Annotated in this window: 19 protein-coding genes; 11 read left to right on the top strand and 8 right to left on the bottom strand. The window is 64.0% G+C overall.

Annotated features, from left to right (window positions below; genetic code table 11):
* The first annotated feature begins 113 nt into the window (after positions 1-113).
* The 9 genes from KIO76_RS08750 (at position 114) to KIO76_RS08790 (ending at position 11,845) form a co-directional block, all read left to right on the top strand.
* Positions 114-1,151, top strand: a complete 1,038-nt coding sequence (locus KIO76_RS08750) for a LysR family transcriptional regulator (RefSeq protein WP_502761844.1) — start codon at positions 114-116, stop codon at positions 1,149-1,151.
* A complete protein-coding gene (locus tag KIO76_RS08755; RefSeq protein WP_213322687.1) occupies positions 1,148-2,662 on the top strand; it encodes an NAD(P)-binding domain-containing protein in 1,515 nt (504 codons plus the stop codon). Before KIO76_RS08750 ends, KIO76_RS08755 begins: the two co-directional genes overlap by 4 nt.
* Complete coding sequence (locus KIO76_RS08760) at positions 2,649-3,509, top strand: alpha/beta fold hydrolase (protein WP_213322689.1); 861 nt, start codon at positions 2,649-2,651, stop codon at positions 3,507-3,509. The genes KIO76_RS08755 and KIO76_RS08760 overlap by 14 nt, the downstream gene beginning before the upstream one ends.
* Positions 3,506-4,429, top strand: a complete 924-nt coding sequence (locus tag KIO76_RS31575) for an ABC transporter permease (protein ID WP_213322690.1) — start codon at positions 3,506-3,508, stop codon at positions 4,427-4,429. Before KIO76_RS08760 ends, KIO76_RS31575 begins: the two co-directional genes overlap by 4 nt.
* Complete coding sequence (locus tag KIO76_RS08770; RefSeq protein ID WP_213322692.1) at positions 4,426-5,277, top strand: ABC transporter permease; 852 nt, start codon at positions 4,426-4,428, stop codon at positions 5,275-5,277. Before KIO76_RS31575 ends, KIO76_RS08770 begins: the two co-directional genes overlap by 4 nt.
* Positions 5,278-5,281: 4 nt before the next feature.
* Complete coding sequence (locus tag KIO76_RS08775) at positions 5,282-6,463, top strand: M24 family metallopeptidase (protein WP_213322693.1); 1,182 nt, start codon at positions 5,282-5,284, stop codon at positions 6,461-6,463.
* A 16-nt stretch (positions 6,464-6,479) separates the two neighbouring features.
* Complete coding sequence (locus tag KIO76_RS08780) at positions 6,480-7,976, top strand: ABC transporter substrate-binding protein (protein ID WP_213322694.1); 1,497 nt, start codon at positions 6,480-6,482, stop codon at positions 7,974-7,976.
* Positions 7,977-8,008: 32 nt separating this feature from the next.
* Entirely contained in the window at positions 8,009-10,267 is a 2,259-nt protein-coding gene (locus tag KIO76_RS08785) for a molybdopterin-dependent oxidoreductase (protein ID WP_213322696.1), read from the top strand.
* A 186-nt stretch (positions 10,268-10,453) separates the two neighbouring features.
* Positions 10,454-11,845 (top strand): chloride channel protein, encoded by a 1,392-nt coding sequence (locus tag KIO76_RS08790; RefSeq protein ID WP_213322698.1) that lies wholly within the window; start codon positions 10,454-10,456, stop codon positions 11,843-11,845.
* Between the two features lie 302 nt (positions 11,846-12,147).
* Here KIO76_RS08790 and cysW read toward each other — a convergent pair whose 3' ends face one another.
* The 5 genes from cysW to KIO76_RS08815 form a co-directional block, all read right to left on the bottom strand.
* Positions 12,148-13,005 (bottom strand): sulfate ABC transporter permease subunit CysW, encoded by an 858-nt coding sequence (cysW, locus tag KIO76_RS08795; RefSeq protein ID WP_213325164.1) that lies wholly within the window; start codon positions 13,003-13,005, stop codon positions 12,148-12,150.
* Positions 13,006-13,007: 2 nt separating this feature from the next.
* Positions 13,008-13,883 (bottom strand): sulfate ABC transporter permease subunit CysT, encoded by an 876-nt coding sequence (gene cysT / locus KIO76_RS08800; RefSeq protein WP_283771478.1) that lies wholly within the window; start codon positions 13,881-13,883, stop codon positions 13,008-13,010.
* Between the two features lie 78 nt (positions 13,884-13,961).
* Entirely contained in the window at positions 13,962-14,936 is a 975-nt protein-coding gene (gene cysP / locus KIO76_RS08805) for a thiosulfate ABC transporter substrate-binding protein CysP (RefSeq protein ID WP_249729811.1), read from the bottom strand.
* 114 nt (positions 14,937-15,050) lie between these two features.
* Positions 15,051-16,157, bottom strand: coding sequence for a sulfate/molybdate ABC transporter ATP-binding protein (locus tag KIO76_RS08810; RefSeq protein WP_213322702.1), 1,107 nt, complete (start codon positions 16,155-16,157; stop codon positions 15,051-15,053).
* A 169-nt stretch (positions 16,158-16,326) separates the two neighbouring features.
* The gene (locus KIO76_RS08815; RefSeq protein WP_213322704.1) at positions 16,327-17,433 is read right to left on the bottom strand and encodes a 2'-deoxycytidine 5'-triphosphate deaminase; all 1,107 of its coding nucleotides are present in this window, start codon (positions 17,431-17,433) and stop codon (positions 16,327-16,329) included.
* A 254-nt stretch (positions 17,434-17,687) separates the two neighbouring features.
* On the opposite strand from KIO76_RS08815, the gene apaG reads away from it, so the two are divergent.
* Complete coding sequence (apaG, locus tag KIO76_RS08820; RefSeq protein ID WP_213322706.1) at positions 17,688-18,080, top strand: Co2+/Mg2+ efflux facilitator ApaG/CorD; 393 nt, start codon at positions 17,688-17,690, stop codon at positions 18,078-18,080.
* An 89-nt stretch (positions 18,081-18,169) separates the two neighbouring features.
* Positions 18,170-19,330 carry an acetylornithine deacetylase gene (gene argE, locus KIO76_RS08825; RefSeq protein WP_213322708.1) on the top strand — a complete coding sequence of 387 codons (1,161 nt, stop codon included), beginning with the start codon at positions 18,170-18,172 and terminating at the stop codon, positions 19,328-19,330.
* A gap of 11 nt (positions 19,331-19,341) precedes the next feature.
* Here the strand turns inward: argE and KIO76_RS08830 are convergent, their stop codons facing one another.
* Genes KIO76_RS08830 through KIO76_RS08840 form a run of 3 tightly spaced genes read right to left on the bottom strand, consistent with a single transcriptional unit; the run spans position 19,342 to position 22,558 of the window.
* Positions 19,342-20,331, bottom strand: a complete 990-nt coding sequence (locus KIO76_RS08830) for an Hsp33 family molecular chaperone (RefSeq protein ID WP_213322710.1) — start codon at positions 20,329-20,331, stop codon at positions 19,342-19,344.
* The gene (gene argF / locus KIO76_RS08835) at positions 20,331-21,296 is read right to left on the bottom strand and encodes an ornithine carbamoyltransferase (protein WP_213322713.1); all 966 of its coding nucleotides are present in this window, start codon (positions 21,294-21,296) and stop codon (positions 20,331-20,333) included. The genes KIO76_RS08830 and argF overlap by 1 nt, the downstream gene beginning before the upstream one ends.
* Entirely contained in the window at positions 21,293-22,558 is a 1,266-nt protein-coding gene (locus KIO76_RS08840) for an aspartate aminotransferase family protein (protein WP_213322715.1), read from the bottom strand. The genes argF and KIO76_RS08840 overlap by 4 nt, the downstream gene beginning before the upstream one ends.
* Between the last annotated feature and the right edge of the window lie 53 nt (positions 22,559-22,611).

A 22,611-nucleotide genomic window follows, 5' to 3' on the forward strand; every position in this document is an offset into this window, starting at 1 on the left:
GTTACGTAGATTTACATTGCCATATAATCCAAAAAGTGGATAGTGGATTTTCCAGAGCGCTGTCCGTACCGCGCAAAAAGCGAGTACTTGATAATAACCATAGATTAAATAATATGCGATCTATGAATTTTGAGACCTTAGACCTCAGGCAATTGGATGCTTTCGCAGCCGTTATGTCGGCCGGAAGCATCACCGGAGCGGCGCGTCTGCTTGGGCGCTCGCAGCCGGCCGTGACGCGCCTGATTCAGGAGCTCGAGGCCAACCTCGGCTTTGCGCTGCTGCACCGGAATGGTCCACGTATCACGCCGACCAATCGTGGCGTGCTGTTTCACGAGGAGGTCGAGCGCCTGCTCGTCAGCCTGAAACACATGCGCGAACGCGCCATCGCTATCAGCGACGATGCGCCGCTCGCGATCGAGATTGCTGCTATTCCGGCCCTGGCGGCTGGTCTTGTGCCAAGAGCGTTGGCGGTTATCGACGAGGCGCTCCTGCCAAGCCAGGTGCATGTGCAATCCGCGCCGGCGGAACGGGTCGTGCAATCCGTTCTGGCGCGTTCCGCCGATGTCGGGGTGGCGAGCCTGCCGCTGGAGCATCCCGGGCTTGATATCCAGTGGATCGGCGAAGCGCCCTGCGTGGCTGCGGTGCCGGCGGGGGATCCGCTCGCGCGCGGCGAGGTGGTCCGTCTCGCCGATCTGGCGGGCCGGCGTATTGTCACCATGGCGAATCCCTATCGGTTGCGGCGGCGCATCGATGAAGGATTGAGGGAGGCTGGCGTAACGCCGTCCGCCATTCTCGATACCAACGCGTCATTCACGGCGCTCGGTGTCGCGCGGACCGGCTTCGGAGTGGCGCTCGTCGAGCCGGCGACCGCCTACAGCCTGCCGATCGAAGGACTGGCGATAAGGCCGCTCGACGTCCACATCCCTTTCGTGTTCGGCATCGTCACGCCGCTTGCGAAACCACTGACACCAGCCATCGAGGCCTTGATCAGCGCCTTCGATGTGGTCTCCGCCGCGCTCGTGCCCGGATTGAAGCGGCTTGATCCCGGGGGGCGTGAGAGCCTCGCTGACGTCCTCTATGGTCACGACCGCCCGCCAGCGGGGGAGGACCGTGATCCATCGGCTTCCCGCCAGGAAGGGACGGACCTATGACTGCGACCGCAGGCGTGGCGGACACCACCGCAGTGACCGCCGGAACTGATGCGATCGGGCTCGAGGCCCTGGAGGCCCGCCTCCGGCAGGATCTCGCCTGGCTCGAACTGCCCGCCAAGGCTTGGGTGCCTGAGCGTGTGGTTGAGGGTGAGACCGTGCGCGACGTCGTGATCGTCGGCGCGGGCATGGCCGGGCTCGTCGCCTCGGGCATGCTGAAGCGCTACGGCGTCGCGAACCATGTGCTCTACGACAAGGCACCGGCGGGCCGCGAGGGGCCATGGATTACCTATGCACGGATGCAGACGCTACGTTCGCCGAAGCAGCTCACCGGCCCGGCGATGGGCCTGCCGGCATTGACCTATCGCGCCTATCACGAAGCGCGCTTCGGCGTGGCGTCGTGGGAAGCATTGGACAAGATCCCGCGCGAGATCTGGATGGACTATCTCGTCTGGTATCGCCGGGTGCTCGACCTGCCGGTCATCAACAAGACCACGGTAACCCATGTGGCGGCGCGGCCTGATGGGCTTCTCGATGTGGCGATCAACCACGGCGGGCAGTCCGGGCGCGTTATTGCCCGCCATCTTGTGCTGGCCACCGGCCGCGACGGCCTCGGCGGTCCCTATGTTCCCGACTTTGTCGAGCGGCTTGATTCTCGTTTTTGGGCGCATTCCGCCGACGACATTGATTTCGCGGCGCTGAAGGGCAAACGCGTGGGTGTTGTCGGTGCAGGCGCCTCGGCGATGGACAATGCCGCGACAGCGCTCGAGGCTGGCGCCGGACGTCTTGATCTCTTCATCCGCCGCAAAGACATCCCGCGCATCAACAAATTCACGGGCATCGGCAGTCAAGGCGTCGTCCATGGCTTTGCCGGCCTGCCGGACGCGTGGAAATGGCGCTTCCTGCACACGACGCTGTCGGCGCAGACCCCGCCGCCGCGCGACAGCACCCTGCGGGTGTCACGCCACCCCCATGCCTATTTCCACCTTGGCAGCCCGGTAACGGCGGTGCACGAGAAGGGTGATCATCTCGAAGTCGTCACGCCTAAGGCTAGCTACGACGTCGATTTCATGATCTTCGCGACGGGCTTCAACGTCGATCTTGGCCTACGGCCGGAACTCGCCGCCTTCGCGGCGCATATCCGCTTTTGGGGGGACCGCTTTGTTCCGCCCGAGGGCATGGCGAATGCCGAACTCCAATACTCACCCGATCTCGGCCCAAGCTTCGAGTTCCTGGAGCGCGAACCCGGCACATGTCCGGCGCTGCAGCATATCCACGCCTTCAATTTCCCGGCGACACTCAGCCATGGCAAGCTCTCCGGTGACATTCCGGCGATCAGCGAAGGCGCGGACCGGCTGGCGCGCGGCATCGTGCGTGCGTTGTTCGTTGAGGATCGCGAACAGCACTACGCCAATCTCGTGGCCTTCTCGACGCCGGAGCTCCAGGGCGACGAATGGGTCGACGCGGACCGGGCGAACACGGCAGATGAGGGGCTCGATCATGCAGCCGAATGAACCACGCCGCATTGACCTGAACGGCGCCACGTTTGTTTATGACGTAGCCGGCGAGAACAACGACGAGACGATCGTCGTGCTCCATGGCGGTCGCGGCATCGGCGATCACACGGGGGACTTCAAGGCCTTCCTGCCGCTCGCCGACAACTACAGGCTCCTCGCCTATGACCAGCGCGGCTGCGGGCTGTCGTCCCTCACGCCGCCTTACAATTTCGAGCAATACGCGGATGACCTCGAGGCCTTCCGCCAGACCCTCTGCGGCGGGCGGCGCATCATCCTGATCGGCGGCTCCTTCGGCGGCATGATCGCGCTGACCTATGCGGTCAAATATGGTAGCCGTGGCCTCTCGCGCCTGATCTTGCGCGGCACGGCGCCGAGCCACCACCATGAGGCCGAGGCGGTCGAGAATTTCAAGGCGCGGCTCCACAAGGCCACCAGCGCCTCGCTCGGCATGGTGGAAAAGATGTTCTCCGATAAGGTGGTCGATGACACCGAGCTGAGGCTGATCTGGCTCGCCCTGCAGCCGCTCTATTTCGAGAAGTTCGACCCTGACGCGGCGCTGGAGCGCACCCGCGTCATGCATCTCCACGCGGAGACGCACAATGCGCTTTTCACCCAGAAAGACTATGATCTGCGGGACAAGCTCCCCGACATCGACGTGCCGACCCTGGTCATCGTCGGCGGCGCGGATTGGATCTGTCCTCCGAGCCAGTCGCGGATCATCGCGGACCGGGTGCCGAATGCTGAGCTTCTAGAGATCGAAGGCGCCAATCATGCCGTGCATGTTGAGGCCAACGCGCGCGTGCTCGCGGGCATTCGCGACTTTCTCACCAGGACCGCCGCGTGATCCGCTATGTCATCGGCAAGCTCGGCGAGGCGCTCGTCGCCGTCTGGGGCGTCGTCACGATCGTCTTTTTCGTGACGCGCCTCCTGGGGGATCCCGCCGCCTTGCTGCTGCCGGTCGGTGCCTCGGCGGAACAGCTCGATGCCTTTCGCGCGGCACTCGGGCTCGACCAGCCGCTCTGGCAGCAATATCTCAGCTTCCTTGTTCAAGCCGTGCAGGGCGACTTCGGCCAGTCCTTCCTGTTCAACCGGCCCGCCATCACGGTCGTGCTGGAGCGCATGCCGGCCACGATTACCCTGGCGCTGACGGCGATGGTCTTCGGCGTGATGATCGGCGGGGGGGCAGGCGCCATCGCCGCGACCCAGCGCGGCAAGTTCGCCGAATTCGCGGTGATGACGCTGGCGCTGCTCGGCCAGGCGACGCCAGTGTTCTGGCTTGGGATCATGCTGATCCTGTTCTTCGCGGTCGATCTCGGCTGGCTGCCGACGGGCGGCTACGGCACCCTTTCCCATCTCGTCCTGCCGGCCTTCACGCTCGCCGTCTTCGTCAGCGCCTCCATAGCAAGGCTTCTGCGCTCGAGCCTCCTCGATTCGATGAAGGAAGACTATGTGCGCACGGCCCGCGCCAAGGGCCTGCCGCCCGGCCAGGTGTTCGTCTGGCATGCGCTGCGCAATGCCCTCATCCCGGTGGTCACCATGGTCGGCATCCTTTCAGGCGAGCTGCTCGGCGGCTCGGTGGTGACGGAGACCGTGTTCGCGTGGCCAGGCGTCGGCCGACTCATCGTGCAGGCTATCGAGTCCAAGGATTTTCCCGTGGTGCAGGCGGGTGTCGCGGTCATCGCGACCGTGTACGTGAGCATCAATTTCCTGGTCGACCTGCTCTATGGTGTGCTCGACCCGCGCATCCGGAGGAAGGAGCCATGAGGGCCTTCCTGCGTGCGCTCGTGCAGAGCCGTGGTGGGCTCTTCGGGCTCGTCATTCTTCTGGTCCTGATCGCCGGTGCGCTCCTCGCGCCCATGCTCGGTCTGCCGGATCCGGTCCGTGGCGACTTGCGCGCCCGCATGGCGGCTCCGACCTGGACCGGGCTCTTCGCCCCGGGCGCCCATCCGCTGGGCACCGACCAACTTGGCCGCGACATCCTGAGCCGGATCGTCTACGGCAGCCGCATCACGTTGACGATCGGTGCCTATGCCGTGGTGCTCGGTGGACTCGTCGGCGTCATGCTCGGCATAGTGGCCGGCTATTGCGGCGGCATCACGGACCGGCTGCTGATGCGGCTCGTCGATATTCAGCTCGCCATTCCCCTTATGCTGCTGGCGCTCCTCGTTGTCGCGGCGCTTGGCCCGAGCCTCACCAACCTCGTCATCGTGCTCGCGCTGACCAGCTGGATCCGTTACGCGCGCATCATCCGCGGGCAGGTGCTCGCGTTGCGAGAGCGTGAATTCGTGCAGTCCGCACGGACCATCGGCGCCAGCACCGCGCAGATCATGCTGCGGCATATCCTGCCGAATGTCCTGACGCCGGCTCTTGTCGTCGCCACGCTCGAACTCGCGCGCATTATCATCATGGATGCGGCGCTCAGCTTCCTCGGGCTCGGCGTGCAGCCGCCCGCGGCGAGCTGGGGGCGCATGCTCGCCGAGGGGCGGGTCTACATCTCCACCGCGTGGTGGGTTGTGACCTTTCCGGGCCTCGCGATCATGCTCACCGTGCTGAGCGTCAACCTGCTCGGCGATTGGCTGCGCGATTATTTCGACCCGAGGCTGAGGACCTGACGACATGAACGCGATGTCTCACCAACCCCGTCTGGAACGCCTGCGCCAGCGCATGGAGGAAGCCGGCATCGACGTGATGCTGTGTTTCAAGCCGGAGAACAGCTTCTATCTCACGGGATTCAACCCGATCATCTACAGCCACCCGGTGGTGGCCATCCTGCCCCGCGAAGGCAAGCCTTCGATGCTGGTGCATGCGCTGCGCGACGACCACGCGCGCGCGTCGACCTTTCTCGAGGACATCCGCCTGTACGGTGCCTGGTCCACCAAGGTCACCATGGGGCCGAGCTGGCTTGAAGCTCTCAAGACCATGCTCAACGAGGCCGGCTTCGCCGAGGCAGTTGTCGGCATCGAGGAAGATTTCATCCCGATGACGCGCTACCGCGAGTTGCAAGGCATCCTGCCCGGCGCCCGCTTCGCCGATGTCTCCCGCCTCGTCTTCGAGACACGGCTCGTGAAGGACGCGGACGAGATCGCCCACGCCCGCGCTGCTGCCGCCATCGCCGATGTGGGCATGAATGTCGCGGTGGACGCGGTCGGGCAGGGCGGAAACGAGCGCGAGATTGCGATCGCCTCCATGGCCGCCATGAACCGGTTCTGGACGGACAACTACCCCGATGTGGAGGTCTGCGATTTTGGCAGCCTGGAGGGCGGCGCGCAGAATGGCCTTTGGACCTGGGTTCTCACCAACGAACGCATCTTCCTGAATTGCGACAATCCGACCGTGCGCAAGCCCGTTAAAGGCGAGCCGGTCTTCATCGACATCTGGACGATCGTCAACGGCATCCACGCGGAGAACGAACGCACGGTCGCGGTTGGCACCCTGCCGGATGAGACGAAGCGGGCGATCGATTCCATCATTGCCATCCGCGAGAGCATCGTGCCGTTGATCAAGCCCGGCACGCCGATCGCCGAACTCTACGCGCAGGCCCGTCGCGGGCTGGAAGAGCGCGGCTATGGCCGCTTCCTGCCCGGCCGCATCGGCCACGGCATCGGCCTCGGCGCCCATGAGGGCCCGTCGCTCGATTCCAAGACGACCTATCCGCTGGAGGCGGGGATGCTCTTCACACTGGAGCCGAACCTGCGCATCCCGGGCGTCTGCGGCACCCAGATTTCGGACACCGTCCTCGTGACGCCGACAGGCTGCGAATTTCTAACCCGTTCGCCCAACGGCTTCCTTGAGGCATGAAGAAGAGGGAATTGTCATGGGTCACTGGTCAAGGATCATTGGTGCGACCGCGGCGACCATTGCGGTCAGCATTCCCGCCTTTGCGAGCGCCGCGACGCTCACCATCGCGCTTGGCACCAACGTCAACACGCTCGATCCCCACATGTCGGCATCCGTCGGCACGGATCTCAGCGTGCTCAGCCACATCTATCCCTCGCTCGTCATCCGTGGGCCGGACCTGAAGCTTCAGCCGGCGGTGGCGAAATCCTGGACGCAGGTGGACGATCTCACCTGGCGTTTCACGCTCGTCGATAATGCTGTCTTCGCCAACGGTGAGAAGATCGGCGCCGAGGCGGTGAAGTGGAACCTCGACCGGGTGCGGGATCCCAAGGTCAATGCCCGCATCAAGGCCTGGTTCGACCTCGTGAAGGACGTCAAGGTGGTGAGCCCGAGCGAGATCGAGGTGACTACCTCGGCGCCCTATCCGGCTTTCGCCGACCAGCTGTCCATGTTTTTCCTGCTGGCCCCGCAATGGGCCGCGAGCCACAAGCCCGCTACCGAGACACTGTCCGGCGGGCGCTATGAATTGGCCGAGAACGTGCCGGGCGATCACATTACCCTGAAGGCCAATACCAAATGGTGGGGCGAGAAGCCGGCCTTCGACACGGTGGTCTTCCGCAATATTCCGGAGAGCGCCAGCCGCGTCGCCGCGCTTCTGGCCGGTGAGGTCGATCTCATCACCGGCATTCCGCTCACCGAGGTCAAGCGCATCAAGGACAGCGGGAGTGCGGAGGCGGGCTCCGTGCCCAGCACGCGCAGCCTTTTCATCAAGTTCAACACGCAGAAGCCGCCCTTCGACAACAAGGCCTTCCGGCAAGCCCTGAACTATGCCGTCGACAAAGAGGGCATCGCCCAGGCCATATTCGACGGCGCGGCGGAGGTTTCGGCCTGCCAGGTGCTATCGCCCAACTATTTTGGTTTCAACGCGGAGCTGAAACCCTACGCTTATGACCCGGACAAAGCGCAGCAGCTCCTCAAGTCGTCGGGCGCCGACCTGAGCCAGCCCATCGCGCTCGATGTGCCGACCGGTGTCTATCTCCAGGGCACCGAGGTCGCGCAGGTCGTCGCCGACCAGCTCACGCAGATCGGCCTCAATGTGAAGATCTCGGAGATGGACTTCAGCACCTACATGAACAAATATCTGCGTTCGCGTGAGCTGGCGCCGATGTCGGTGCTGGCCCAGGCTTGGCCGACCATCGACGCGGATGGCCTGCTCACGCTCTTCGCGCCGGGCAACCAATATGCCTATTGGGACAATGAAGCCTTCGGCAAATTGCTCGAGCAGGGCCGCTCGACCACTGACAAGGCCGCGCGGCAGGGCTTCTACAAGCAAGCAACCGCGCTGATGTGCGAGGAGGCGCCGGCGCTTTTCCTGTATGTCCAGCCGGCCACCTATGGCACATCCAAGCGCGTGACGTGGGCCGCGCGCGGCGATGACTGGGTACGGTCCTTCGATCTGAAGCCCGTGCCGTAGCGAAGGGCCCCGTCCAACCTCGGAGCAACGACATGCACCTCTTCGGTACGCATTTCGGCACCTATGAGGTGGTGCATGACGGCGAAGGCCGCGCGGAACTGCGCGGCTTTCGGCGTGACCCGAAGCCCTCGCCGGTCGGCGCAGCCTTTCTCGAGCTCGCCGATCATCCCAGGCGCCTCCGCCAGCCCATGGTGCGGCAAGGCTGGCTTGCCGCCCCGGATGGCGCGCGCGATAGGAAGGGCCGTGGGCGCGAGCCCTTCGTGCCGGTGGACTGGGATACGGCCGCGAAGCTCGTCGCGGGCGAGATCACGCGCATCCGGGAGGCCTATGGCAACGAGGCGATCTTCGCCGGCTCCTATGGATGGGCAAGTGCTGGGCGATTCAACCACGCGCCGAGCCAGCTCAAACGCTTTCTCAATTGCTGCGGCGGCTTCGTGTCGTCTGTCAACACCTATAGCTATGGCGCGGCCGCAGTGCTGCTGCCGCATATCATCGGCCCCGCCTTCGTCGGCGCCACCGACGCTGCGCCCAGCTGGGATCTGATCGCTGCCAACGCGCGGCTTGTCATCTCCTTCGGCGGCTTCCGCGTTACCAACGCTCAGGTCGAGGCGGGCGGCACGGGCCAGCATCGTGCCGAGCGCTGGTTGGAGCGCATCGTGGCAAATGGCGCGCGCGTTGTCGTCGTGAGCCCGGTGCGCACCGATGTGCCCGAGATCGAGGGGCGCGAGCAGATCGAATATGTCGCCATCCGCCCGAACACCGATACCGCCGTCATGCTGGCCATGGCGCAGGTTCTGCTGGCGGAGGGCCTTGCCCGGCTCGATTTCCTCGATCGTTACACCGCTGGCTTCGACATTTTTGCCGCCTATCTCACCGGTGCCAGTGACGGCATCGTCAAGACACCGGAATGGGCTGAGGGCATTTCCGGAATGCCGGCGGAGACCATTCGCGAGCTCGCCCGTGCCTTCGCCGAGGCGCCAGCCCTCATCAATGCGGCCTGGTCGCTGCAGCGTGCCCGCTATGGCGAACAGCCTTATTGGGCGTCAATCGCGCTCGCAGCAATGGCGGGGCAGATCGGTCGACCCGGCGCGGGCTTTGCCTTCGGGTTGACGGCCGTCAGTTCCGTCGGCCAGCCGATTCGCCATCTCAGGGGTCCGGCCCTCCCGCAAGGGCAAAACCCAGTCGAAGCCTTCATTCCGGTCGCGCGGATCACGGAGCTCCTGACCCGCCCCGGTGAACGCCTTGCCTACAATGGCCGCGAGCTTCCGCTGCCGGATATCCGGCTCGTATGGTGGGCGGGCGGCAATCCCTTCCACCACCACCAGGACCTCAACCGGCTCGCTGAGGCGTGGCGCCGGCCGGAAACGGTCATCGTCAACGAGAGCGTGTGGACCGCCACCGCATGCCACGCCGACATCGTGCTGCCCGCGAGCCTGCCCTTCGAGCGCGACGACATTGCCGCCTCCTCACGCGACAGCTGGCTGGTGGCGAGCCGGCGGATCGTGGAACCGCCGCCGAATGTGTTCAGCGATTTCCGCATTTTCGTGCGCATCGCCCGGGAGTTGGGCGTGGAGGAGGCCTTCACCGAAGGTCTCGACGAAAACGGTTGGCTGCGCCGCCTCTATTCCGGCTATCGCGAGCGGCATCCCGAGCTGCCGGATTTCGAGACCTTTCAGGCGGAGGGCTTTGCTGGCCTCGATCTCGGGGAAGAGGCCGCCGCGCCGGGCGTCCCCTTCGCCGACTTTATCGCCGATCCGGTGGCGCATCCCCTCGCGACCCCGTCCGGGCGCATCGAGATCGCGTCGGGCGCCATCGCCGGGTTCGGTTATCCAGATATCGCCGGCCATCCCGTCTGGATGCCGCCGGAGGAATGGCTCGGCGCGCCGCTCGCCGAGATCTATCCGCTGCATCTTCTATCGCCCCAGCCGGCGCACCGCCTGCACAGCCAGCTCGAGCTCGTCGGCGAAAGCCAGCGCGCCAAGCTGTCCGGCCATGAGGTCGCGCTGCTCAATCCTGCCGACGCGGCGGCACGCGGCATCGCTGACGGTGATATCATCGAGATTTTCAACGCTCGTGGACGCAGTCGGGCAGGGGCGCGCCTCTCCGCCGAGGTGATGGCCGGGGTCGTGGTGCTGCCCACTGGCGGCTGGTTCGATCCGGTGGATGAGCCGGAAGGCGGCCGCCTGGACCGGGGCGGCAATCCCAATGTTCTGACTTCGGACCGGCCGACCTCCCAGCTCTCGGGCGGTCCTGCGCCGAATAGCTGTCTGGTCGATGTGAGGCGGGCCTGATCAACGTCCGATCACAGCGGTTACGTCGGCGGAAAATGTCTAAGCAAGAAAAGGCTCTGACGATTTTCTGAAGCGGATTTGGTCTGGCGGATGGACATGCGGGATAGGGGCGGGCAGGTTGTCACCATAGGATTCGTATGGTCCGATGTTGAAAGCCCCTCCTTCTGCAAAGGTTAATCCCCGCCAATGCCTCATCGTCCAGGAAAAATGAAGCTCTGGCGGAGGTCCCGCGTCGTTTGGGGTAATGCAGCACAATGGAAGCCACGGCTCGTTTTCTGGGCGGGAGCGATATCCATTGGGGTTTTCGGAGTCATCTTCGCGAAAGCTGCCGATTACGCACAGGATATATTCAACGCCATTCGTGCATCCGGCGAGTGGGGCTATCTCTTTCCCCTCGTCCTCACGCCCCTCGGCTTTCTGCTATGTGCCTTCCTGACGTTGAAGGTCGCACCAAATGCGCAGGGTAGCGGTATTCCGCAAGCCATGGCCGCGCAGAATGTCGCGACGCCCGAGGGCCGTTCGCGGCTGCTTTCGTTCCGGATCGCTGTCGTCAAGGTGGCGCTGACGCTGCTCGGGCTGGGTTGCGGCGCCTCGATCGGCCGGGAAGGACCGACCGTGCAGGTGGGCGCTTATATCATGCAGCTCTCCGCGCGGTGGGGCGGCATGAACAACGCGCGCGGGCTCATTCTCGCTGGTTCGGCGGCAGGCATTGCGGCGGCTTTCAACACGCCGCTGGCGGGTATCGTGTTTGCCATCGAGGAAATGAGCCGCTCTTACGAATCCCGGGCGAACGGGCTGGTTTTGAACGCAGTGATCCTTTCGGGTCTTGCTGCGCTGGCACTCGTCGGCAACTACACCTATTTCGGCAAGACCCATGAAGTGATGCTGCAGGCACACGACTGGCTGCTCGTGGTCGCCTGTGGCCTGGCCGGCGGGCTCCTGGGGGCCGCTTTCAGCCTCGCTGTTCTGCGCTGCACGCTCCGATTGAAACGCTGGGCCCAGCCGCAGAAGATGGTCCGGCTGGTGTTGGCGGCGGGAGTCTGCGGCTTCCTGGTCGCGATCGTCGGTGTCGTGTCGGACGGAAGCGCCTTCGGCTCCGGCTATGAGCAGGCGCGGAACGCCATCGAGGGGCAAGCCGCGCCGCCACTTTATTTTCTCAGTAAGCTGCTGGCGACCTTCCTCTCCATGATGTCCGGCATTCCTGGGGGGATCTTTGCACCTTCTCTCTCGGTCGGTGCAGGTCTCGGCAGCAGCATCGCATTGCTTCTTGGGAGTAAAGTCGGCCTCGGTGCCCTGTTCGGCATGGCGGGTTACTTTGCCGGTGTTGTCCAGTCGCCGATGACAGCGTTCGTCATCATCCTGGAGATGACGGAAAGCTATGACAACATCCTGGCGTTGATGACGGCATCAGTCCTGGGCTACGTGACATCTCGGCTCATCTGCCCTGAGCCGCTCTACCATGGCCTCGCGCGTAACTTTCTGGCGGAAGATCTGCGAGCCACCCGTGCCGAGGAGCGAGCGCCGGCTAATGCTTACGCCAGCGCCTCAGGCGCTGGCGCCAACGCTCGGGAGCGTTGAGGATGAAGAAGAAGCCGATGATGACGATGGCTCCGATCACGAGCGAAACGGCGATGACTTCCCAGGTATTCAGGATATAGACTTCTTCCATCATCGCCCCAATTCAAGTCGGCTCAAGAATGAGCTGTAGGCGATCACTCTAGAGCATCGCAAGGCGGAGCGGAAACCTCATTCCGGAAGGCCCGACGCGCAGCGTACGCATGCGTTTTGCCGCCATGGTTTGACCTATCCCCTTGACGGGCCTTTTGGAATCCTGGCAGGAGCCGGCGAACCGGCTTGCGGCACGCTGGCCAAGTTTAGACCTACCCTAAGCGTCGCTCAATGACCGCCTTGATGAGAAGGGTGATGAGTGCGATCACAGTCAAGGTGGAGGCTGCCGCGAAGGCGCCAGCGGCGTTGTAGTCGTTGTAGAGTAGCTCTATCTGCAGCGGCAGGGTGTTGGTTTCGCCGCGGATGCGACCCGAAACAACCGAGACCGCGCCGAACTCGCCGATGGCACGCGCGCTGCAGAGCACCGTGCCGTAGAGAAGAGCCCAGCGGATGTTTGGCAGCGTTACGCGGCGGAAGATCTGGAAGCCGGTCGCGCCCAGCGTGGCGGCTGCTTCCTCCTGCTCCGAGCCCTGTGCCTGCATGAGCGGCAGGAGTTCGCGCACCACGAAGGGGCTCGTCACGAAGAGCATGACGAGCACGATGGCCGCTGGCGTGAACATGATGCGGATGTCGTGATCGGCCAGCCATTCGCCGAACAGGCCTTGCGAGCCATAGACGAGCAGATAGGCGACGCCCGCCACGATCGGTGAGATCGAAAAGGGGATCTCGATCAGGCTGATGAGGGTCTTCTTGCCGGGGAAGCGGAACTTCGCGATAGCCCAGGCCGCCGCGACCCCGAAGACCATGTTGATGGGGACCGCGATCACGGCGGTGACGGCGGTAAGCCAGATCGCGTGCAATGTTTCCGGCTGAAGGATGGAGGCGCGATAGGCCGCGAAGCCGCGCGCGAGGGCTTGAGCGAAGATCACGGCCACGGGCGCGACGAGGAACAGGGCCGTGAAGGCGAGCCCAGCAGCGATCAGGAGGCGCTGCCCGGACCGCGTCGCGCGTGCATTGGCGCCGACGGTCGTGGCCTGTGGAACGGCACGCGGCGTCTCCAGGGCAAGCATGCTCATGATGAAGCCTCCCGGCGGCGCAGCCACCGGGCTTGCAGCGCGTTGGTGGCAAAGAGGATGATGAAGGCAAGCGCCAGCAGCACCGCCGCGATGGCCGAGGCTGCGGGATAATCGAACTCCTCCAGGCGGATGAATATGAGGAGCGCTGCGATCTCAGTCTTGAAGGGCAGGTTGCCGGCGATGAAGATGACGGCGCCGAATTCCCCGAGTGAGCGGGCGAAGGCGAGAGCGCAACCGGTGAGATAGGCGGGCGCGATCATCGGCAGGATCACCCTGCGGAAGATCGTGAAGGGATAGGCGCCGAGCGTCACCGAAGCCTCTTCGATCTGGCTGTCGAGAGTCTCCAGAACCGGCTGCACTGTGCGGATGACGAAGGGCACGCTGGTGAAGGCCATGGCGATGGCGACGCCCGTAATGGTGTAGACGACCTGGATGCCGGCCGGCTCCAGCCACTGACCATACCAGCCGGTGCCGGCGAAGAGCGTCGTCAGCGCGACGCCCGCGACGGCCGTCGGGAGAGCGAACGGAAGGTCGACGAGCGCATCGACGAAACGCTTGCCCGGAAAATCATAGCGCACAAGGATCCAGGCCATCAGGAGGCCGTAGGCAGCGTTGATCAGCGTCGCGATGAGAGCGGCGGTGAAGGTGAGCTGGAACGAGGCGAGAACCCGGGGGCTGCTCAGCACCTGCCAGAAACCATCGATGCCGATCTCGGCCGATTTGAGGATGAGCGCGGCCAGCGGCAGCAGCACGATGATGCCGAGATAGGTCAGCGTCAGGCCCATGGTGATGCCGAAGCCCGGCAGCACACGTCGCGCCTTGACGGGCTTCGCGGAATGCGGAGGGGTAAGCCCCTGCCCATGGGAGCCCAGTCCATGCTGGCCTTGTCCATGGGTGTGATGCAGGGTGCCCGCCACGGTTGCTGTCACGGCCTTGTTCCTTCGCAAGTCTCAGCGGTTGACGAAGACCTTGTCGAGGATGCCGCCTGAGGCGAAGTGCTCCTTCTGCACCTTCGCCCAGTCGCCGAACACGTCTTCGACTTTCACGAGGCGCACCTCCGGGAACTGCCCCTTGTATTTCGCGACGACGGCCGGCGCATGCACGCGGTTGAAGAAGCCCGCGAGGATTTCCTGACCTTTGTCGGTGTAAAGGAACTCCAGGTAGGCCGTGGCGACCGCGCGCGTGCCCTTGCGATCAACGACCTTGTCCACGACGCTGACCGGGAATTCGGCGAGAAGGCTGACGGGAGGAACGATGACCTCGAAACCCTTGTCGCCATACTCGCGACGAATGCCATTCACTTCCGACTCGAAGGTAATCAGGACATCGCCAAGGTTTCGCTCGACGAAGGTCGTCGTCGCGCCACGCCCGCCCGTGTCGAAGACCGGCACATTCGCGAAGAGCTGGCGTACGAAGTCCTGGGCCTTGGCTTGGTCGCCGCCATTCTTCTCCAGCGCATAGGCATAGGCAGCGAGATAGGTGTACCGCGCGTTGCCGGAGGTCTTCGGGTTAGGGAAGATAACCTTCACATCACTTCTGATGAGGTCGCTCCAATCCTTGATGCCCTTGGGGTTACCCTTGCGCACCAGGAAAGCCGGCAGGGAGTAGAATGGCGAGGCAGAGTTGGGCAGGCGCTTCTGCCAGTCGGCGGCGACGAGATTGCCCCGGTCGTGCAGGATCTGGACGTCGGTGACCTGGTTGAAGGTCACGACATCGGCCTGAAGGCCCTCCAGGATGGCGCGCGCCTGCGCCGACGTGCCGGCATGAGACTGCTTGATCTCGACCTTCTGGCCGTTCTTGGCCTGCCATTCGGCGGCGAAAACGGGATTGATCGCCGCAAACAGTTCGCGCGCGACGTCATAGGAAGCATTGAGGAGTTCCACCGGCTGGGCCGGCTTGGCGTCCTGTGCCTGCGCGGCGGGCATGATCGCAAGCGTAAAGACGCTCGCCGCGAGCGCGAGAGCAAGGCCGAGTGAGCGTTTCATGGAAAGTAACTCCGATCAGGGCCGGCGACCAGAGCGCCGCAGCCCGCTTTATCGTCAATGGGTATGGGCTGCCTGGGCGACCTTGCCATTCGGCACGGCCGCAGATTGGCGTTTCGGCGGATGGAAGATGCGGCCGCGCCGGATATTGACCCGCACGGCGTCGCCGCGGGTAAGGGCGCGCTCGCGGGTCGTCTCGCGCGCAAGCTCCACCTCGACCAGCTTGTCGGTTTGCGGCAGGGCGACCTCGTAGCGGATAAGGGCGCCGCTCGGCACGATATCCCTGATGACGGCGGTCCCGGCGGCATCCGGGAGGAGGTCGATCTCATGCGGGCGCACGAACAGCACGGCTTGGCCGTCGCCGAGCGCCAGCCGGCCGACGCGGCTGGTGTCCGCGCCCGCGACATGCACATGGCCGTTGCTGAGTTCGGCGGGCAGCTCGTTCACTCCGCCGAGGAACCGCGCGACGAAAGGGCTCGCCGGCTGTTCATAGATCTCGTCAGGGGTGCCGACCTGCTCGATGATGCCTTCGCCCATCACCACGACGCGATCGGCGAGCTCAAAGGCTTCCTCCTGGTCATGGGTCACGAAGATGGTCGTCATGCCGAGCTGCTCGTGCAGGCCGCGCAGCCATCGGCGCAGATCCTTGCGAATGCGGGCATCAAGCGCGCCGAAGGGCTCATCGAGCAGGAGCATCTTGGGCTGGATGGCGAGCGCCCGCGCCAAGGCGACACGCTGGCGCTGGCCGCCGGACAGCTGCGCCGGGTAGCGGCCGCCGTAGGCGCCCATCTGGACGAGTTCCAGGAGTTCGACAACGCGCCGCGCGATGTCGGCCTTCGGGGGCCGTGTCTCACGCGGACGGATGCTCAATCCGAAGGCCACGTTTTCAAAAACGGTCATATGCGGAAAGAGCGCATAATGCTGGAAGACGAAGCCGATCTGGCGTTCCTGCGGGCTCAGTCGCAGCCAATCACTGTCATCGACGAAGACCTCGCCGGACTGCGGCCAGTCGAGGCCTGCCAGAATGCGCAGCAAGGTGGTTTTGCCCGAGCCGGAGGCGCCTAGCAGCGCGATCAACTCACCATCGGCAATCGATAGGTCGACGCCCTTCAGGACCGGCGTTGTCCCGAACTGCTTGAAGATATTGCGAATTTCGATGCTCATGCCGTCCGCCTGACCAATCCCCTGATCTGCGGCTTCAGGGAGCGCGCCAATCGGCAAGACGATTTCACGGCAGCTTATGCGCGTCAATCATAAAATACGCGGTTGCATGTAAAAATAAAACTAAATACGGAATAATTTCGTTCTTTATGGTGGCGGCCCTTCTCCGAGCCTAGTCACCCATGCGGAAATGCTTGGAGAGCTTCAGGCCCTGTGCCTGGTAGTTGGAGCCGGCACCGGCGCCGTAGAGCACCCGCGGGCGTGCCGCCATGCGCTCATAGACCAGCCTGCCCACGATCTGGCCATCCTCGATGATGAAAGGGACATCGTGGGAGCGCACTTCGAGCACCGCCCGCGACCCTGCGCCGCCGGCACCCGCATGGCCAAAGCCGGGGTCGAAGAAGCCGGCATAGTGAACGCGAAATTCGCCGACCAACGGATCGAAGGGGACCATCTCGGCGGCGTAGTCCGGCGGCACGTGGACTGCTTCCTTGGAAGCCAGAATGTAGAACTGGCCAGGATCGAGAACCAGCGAGCCTTCGCCATGACCATGGAGCGGCTCCCAGAAATCACGCACGGCATAGGCGCCGATCCTGTCGACATCGACGAGGCCGGTGTGGCGCTTAGCGCGATAACCGATAAGCCCGCCCTTGTCGAAGCCCGACAGGTCGACACTGACGGCCACGCCGTCCTGTATCGACGGCGCGCTTGAGGTCACGACGCTTTCCCGGTGGTGAAGCGCGGTGAGAGCGGCGTCGTCAAGACGGCTTGCACCCGCCCGAAAGCGGACCTGCGAGAGACGTGCACCGGTGCGGACGAGCACGGGGAACGTGCGCGGCGAAATTTCCGCATAGAGCGGACCTGCATAGCCTGCATCGATGATGTCGAATTCGCGAGAGCCGTCCACAATCACGCGGGTAAAGACATCAAGGCGTCCGGTGGAGCTTTTTGGATTGGCGGAAGCTGCAAGTTCCGCGGGCAGGGCAAGGCCCTCCAGGATCTCGGCGATATAGACGCATCCTGTCTCCAGAACGGCGCCCTGCGTCAGATCTATCTCGTGCAGGGCAACGTTTTCGAGCCTTTCCTTGACGCGCCTTCCCAAGCCGGGCAGGAAGCTTGCCCGTACGCGAAAGGCCCTGCGCCCGAGGCGAAGGTCAAGACTTGCCGGCTGCACCTGATCGTCCGCAAATGGAACCGCGGTGGTGATCACGCCAGCCTTTTCCAGCTCCAGGATGGCTTCGGCCGGCTGAATGCCGGGTAGGATCTTAGGAGCGGGCATGGGTGTCTCGGCTAAAGGCTTCGTTGCGGTCCATAAAATGACCTCCTGCCCTTAGAGCAAGAGGGCTCGCCCGGCAAAGCAAAATGCGCCTTTCGTGGAGCGGCTGCGAAGTTGCCGCATTGCAGCGGAGTTCACTTTCACGGGATTGACGCTCGCCCACACACGGGCTTAACCAAGGGCGGGCCATCCCCATGGGCCCTGTGTTCGGGCGCCGGCTTACCTCTCGAGGCAGCGTCCCAATCGGAGGCGCAGCCATGTACGAAACGGTCACCCGCAACATTCGTGTCGGTGTCGTGCCGCGCTTTCTGGAGAAGGAATCGTTACCGGCTAAGAAGCGCTTTTTCTGGTCCTACACTATCGAGATTACAAATCTGGGGCAGGAGACGGTGCAGCTGATGGCGCGACATTGGCATATCACGGATGGTCTGGGCCGCCAGCACGAAGTCCGTGGGGAAGGTGTGGTCGGGGAGAAACCCGTCATCGAACCGGGTGAGACATTCAGCTATACCAGCGGCTGCCCCTTATCCACGCCGCACGGCACCATGCTCGGCACTTACCAGATGGAAAGCCAGGCGGGTGAGTCCTTCTCCGTGAACATCCCGCTTTTCCCGCTTGAGAGTCCCTATATCAAACGTGTCATGCACTGATACCTGGGCTGTCCATAGCGTCGCGGAATTCGTGTTCCGCCGCATGAGCTTCATACCGTGAAACCAGTTACGATGATCGGAAGACGGGAATGACCGGAAGACGTTTGGCTCCGCTGGATCTCTTGGCCGATCTCGTGGCCTTCGACACCGAGACGCCGAAGTCGAACCTCGCGCTCATCGCCTATGTCGAGGACTATCTCGCAAGCTGGGGGGTACCCTTCGTGCGGCTGCCGAACGCCGACGGCGACAAGGCCGCGTTATTCGCAACGATCGGGCCTTCGAGCGACGGCGGTGTCGTCCTGTCCGGCCATACGGATGTGGTGCCTGTCGCTGGCCAGACATGGACAAGCGATCCCTACCGGTTGCGCGTAGAAGAGGGGCGGGCCTATGGACGCGGTGCCGTCGATATGAAGGGCTTCGTCGCGCTGGCGCTTGCCCATGTGCCGGATTTCATTGCGGCCGATCTCACGCGGCCACTACACCTGTTCCTCTCCTATGACGAGGAGACCACGTGCCTCGGGGTGGTCGACGGCATCAATCGCTTCGGCATCGATCTCCCCCGGCCAGGCGCCGTGATCGTCGGCGAGCCGACCGACCTCACCATCGCGGACGCTCACAAGAGCGTCGTGACTTTCACCACAACCGTGCATGGCAAGGAGGCCCATTCGGCTAAGCCGGAGCTTGGCGCCAGTGCGGTGATGGCAGCTGGCCTCCTCGTGGCCGAGCTCGTGCGGCTGGCGGATGTCTATGCCGAGCGTGGGGACGCTTCCGGGCGCTTTGATCCGCCGTGCTCCACCATCCATGTCGGCACTATCGCGGGCGGCACAGCTCGCAACATCATGGCCAAGGAATGTCATTTCCACTGGGAATTCCGCGGATTGCCCGATCTTGATGGCGGTGAGATTCCGGCCCGGTTCGCAGCCTACGCGGATACGGTGCTTGCGCGCATGCGCCGCACCGCGCCGGAGGCGTCCATCGAGACCGTCTGCCACGCCGACGTCCCCGGATTGCGGCCGCTCCCAGGTTCGCCGGCGGAAGAGCTCGTCAAGGCCGTCACGGGGCGCAACAGCACGCTCACTGTGTCCTACGCGACGGAAGCGGGGCGCTTTCAAAATGCTGGTGTGCCGACGGTGGTTTGCGGCCCGGGTTCCATCAACCGCGCCCACCAGCCCGACGAGTACATCACGTTGGCAGAGCTCGAGGCCGGGGCCGACTTCATGCGCCGGCTCGCGACCAAGCTGAAGGGCTAAGACTGGCGACGTCAAGCGGGCTGGTCAGCGAGTTCCGCCGGTTCGATCTCGTAGTGACGCGAGCAGAATTCACAGGTGATGCCGATACGGCCATTGTCGCCGACCATATCGTCGCGGTCCTGCTGTGAAAAGCTGCGCAGGGTCGCGAGAATGCGAGGACGCGAACAGCGGCACTCCTCGTGTACCGGCTGGCCCTCGAAGACCCGCACGCCACGCTCGTGGAACAGCCGCAACAGCAACCGCTCGCTCTGCAACGCCGGATCGATCAATTCGTGATCTTCGGTCGTGTCGGCGAGAAGCTTGGCTTCCATCCAGCCATCGTCCTCGAACGCCTCGGTGAGCCCCACATCATGCCCATCCGGTGCATCACCGGGATGAAGATCGGCCTGTCGCTGGCGGTCGGACGAGGAGGGCAGGAACTGCACCATCAGCCCGCCGGCTCGGTAGCGCATGCCTGAGCCTTCCTCGTCGCTGGTGAAGGCTTCGCCGACGGCGAGCCGCACCCGGGTGGGGATCTGCTCCGACTGGAGGAAATACTGGTGCGCGGCTGCCTCGAGGTCGTCGCCCTCGAGGGCGACCACACCCTGATAGCGCGACATCTCGGACCCCTGGTCGACGGTGAGTGCAAGATGCCCGTTGCCGAGCAGGTCACCGGTTGCCAGGGTCCCTGTCTCGGCCAGACCTGCTAGACGCTCGGCGTCGAAACGCGCGCAGGCCCGCAGCCGGTCCGGCGCGTCGAAATCGACGACTAACATGTCGATGACGCCGTCGGTGCGCGTCTGCAACTGAAAGCGGCCATCGAACTTCAGGGCAGAGCCGAGAAGAGCCGTCAACGCGGTCGCCTCGCCGAGAACGCGAGCCACGGCCGGCGGATAGGCGTGGCGACGCAGAATGGTATCGAGCGCCGGGCCGAGCTTGACCACCCGGCCTCGCACGTCGAGACCCTCGACGGCGAAAGGCAGAACCCGGTCATCCGCGGTTTGAGCACTCACATCAGCCATTATTGAACGGCTCCCATACACCAGGCCAGGATGCCCTTCTGGGCATGCAGGCGGTTTTCTGCCTCATCGAACACAACGGATTGGGGACCATCCATGACTTCGTCGGTCACCTCCTCGCCGCGATGGGCGGGAAGGCAATGCATGAAGATGGCGCCTTCGTTGGCTGCAGCCATAAGTTTGGTGTTGACCTGGTAAGGCTGCAAGAGGTTGTGGCGGAACGTTTCATCCTCATCACCCATCGACACCCAGCAATCGGTGATGATGGCGTCGGCTCCCTTAACCGCAGCGAAGGGGTCGTCCGTCAGCATGATCTCGGCACCCTCGCGCTTGGCCCGCGCGATGAGATCAGCCCGCGGCGCGAGTTCAGGAGGCGTCGCGATATTAATGCTGAAATCGAGCCGGGATGCAGCTTCCACCCACGACGCGAGGACGTTGTTGGCGTCCCCCGTCCAGGCGACGGTGCGCCCCTTGATGGGGCCCTGGTGCTCCTCGAAGGTCAGGAGGTCGGCCATCACCTGGCATGGATGCGACAGCTTCGTGAGCCCGTTTATGACCGGGACCTCGGCGAATTCGGCGAGCTCCAGCATGGCGTCGTGATCCAGGATGCGGATCATGATCGCATCGACATAGCGTGACAGCACGCGTGCCGTGTCGGCGATCGTCTCGCCGCGGCCGAGCTGCATTTCCGCGCCCGTCAGCATCAGAGGCTCGCCGCCAAGCTCACGCATGGCCACGTCGAAGGACACGCGGGTGCGGGTCGACGGCTTGTCGAAAACCATCGCCAGCACCTTCCCGTCGAGGGGGCGGGTCGTCTGGGGCTGGCCCTTGCGGCGCGCCGCCTTCAGGGACGTGCTCGCCGCGAGAACCCGACGCAGCTGATCTCCGGAAAAGTCCGCAAGATCGAGAAAATGCCGAGGCGCGGAGCTGGAGATGATCTTTGGTGCATTCGTCGAGGAGGTCGTCATGGCGCCAACTCCGGTTGGCCTGCATCGGCCTTGGCGTGAGCCTCCGACACAGCCTTGGCGGCGGCTTCGATGCGCGCCAGGGCTTCCGAAATCTCAGCGTCCGTGATCGTCAGGGGCGGGATCAGCCGAACGACATTGCTGCCTGCCGCCACCACCAACGCTTTCTCCGCGCGGGCCGCATTGACAAAGTCGCCGTTCGGCGGCGTGAGCTTCAGGCCGAGCAGCAGACCCTCGCCGCGGATCTCGGTGATGACGTCGGGATAGCGGTCCTTGAGCTCCGCGAGGCGTTGCTTGAACAGCAGGCTCTTGCGGCGTACCTCTTCCAGGAACCCATCCGCGAGTATGACATCGAGAACGGCATTGCCGACGGCCATCGCGAGCGGATTGCCCCCGAAGGTCGTTCCGTGTGTGCCGGCCGTCATGCCCTTTCCGGCCTCGGCCGTCGCGAGGCATGCGCCCATGGGAAAGCCGCCGCCGATGCCCTTGGCGACAGCCATGATGTCGGGCGTGACGCCGGACCACTCGTGGGCAAACAGCTTGCCGGTGCGGCCAACGCCCGTCTGGACCTCGTCCAGGATCAGCAGCAGGCCTTTGTCGTCGCATATCTGGCGCAGACGCTTGAGATCGGCGGTAGGCACCGACCGAACGCCGCCTTCTCCTTGGATCGGCTCGATCAGGATCGCGGCGGTTTCATCGGTGATCGCCGCCTCGAGGGCCTTGAAATCGCCAAATGGTACTTGGTCGAAGCCTTCGACCTTCGGGCCGAAGCCCTCCAGATATTTGGCCTGGCCACCGGCGGCGATGGTCGCGAGTGTCCGACCGTGGAAAGCGCCTTCGAAGGTAATGATGCGGAACCGCTCGGGATGGCCGCTCACCGCGTGATATTTCCGCGCCATCTTGATGGCGCATTCCAGGGCCTCCGCACCGGAGTTTGTGAAGAAGACCGTGTCGGCGAAGGTCGCGTCGACGAGCCGCTGCGCGAGCCTTTCACCGCCGGGGATGCGATAGAGGTTCGACGTGTGCCAAACCTTGGACGCCTGCTCAGTCAAGGCTTCCACGAGATGCGGATGGGCGTGGCCGAGTGCGTTCACGGCGATGCCCGCGCCGAGGTCGAGATATCGTTCGCCTTGTCGCGTCATCAGCCATACGCCCTCTCCCTTTTCGAATTCGATGTCGGGACGCGCATAAGTCGGCAGCAACGGCGAAATCACGATTTCAACCTCCGCAAGAGGAAAGTTTCCAAAAGAACCATGGGCAGACATCACCGATATCGGGCCCGTGTCTCGGAAAATCAAAGTGCCGCCCACGGAGGGGC

Origin of the sequence: Chelatococcus sp. YT9, from assembly GCF_018398315.1 — a bacterium.
Taxonomy (GTDB): domain Bacteria; phylum Pseudomonadota; class Alphaproteobacteria; order Rhizobiales; family Beijerinckiaceae; genus Chelatococcus.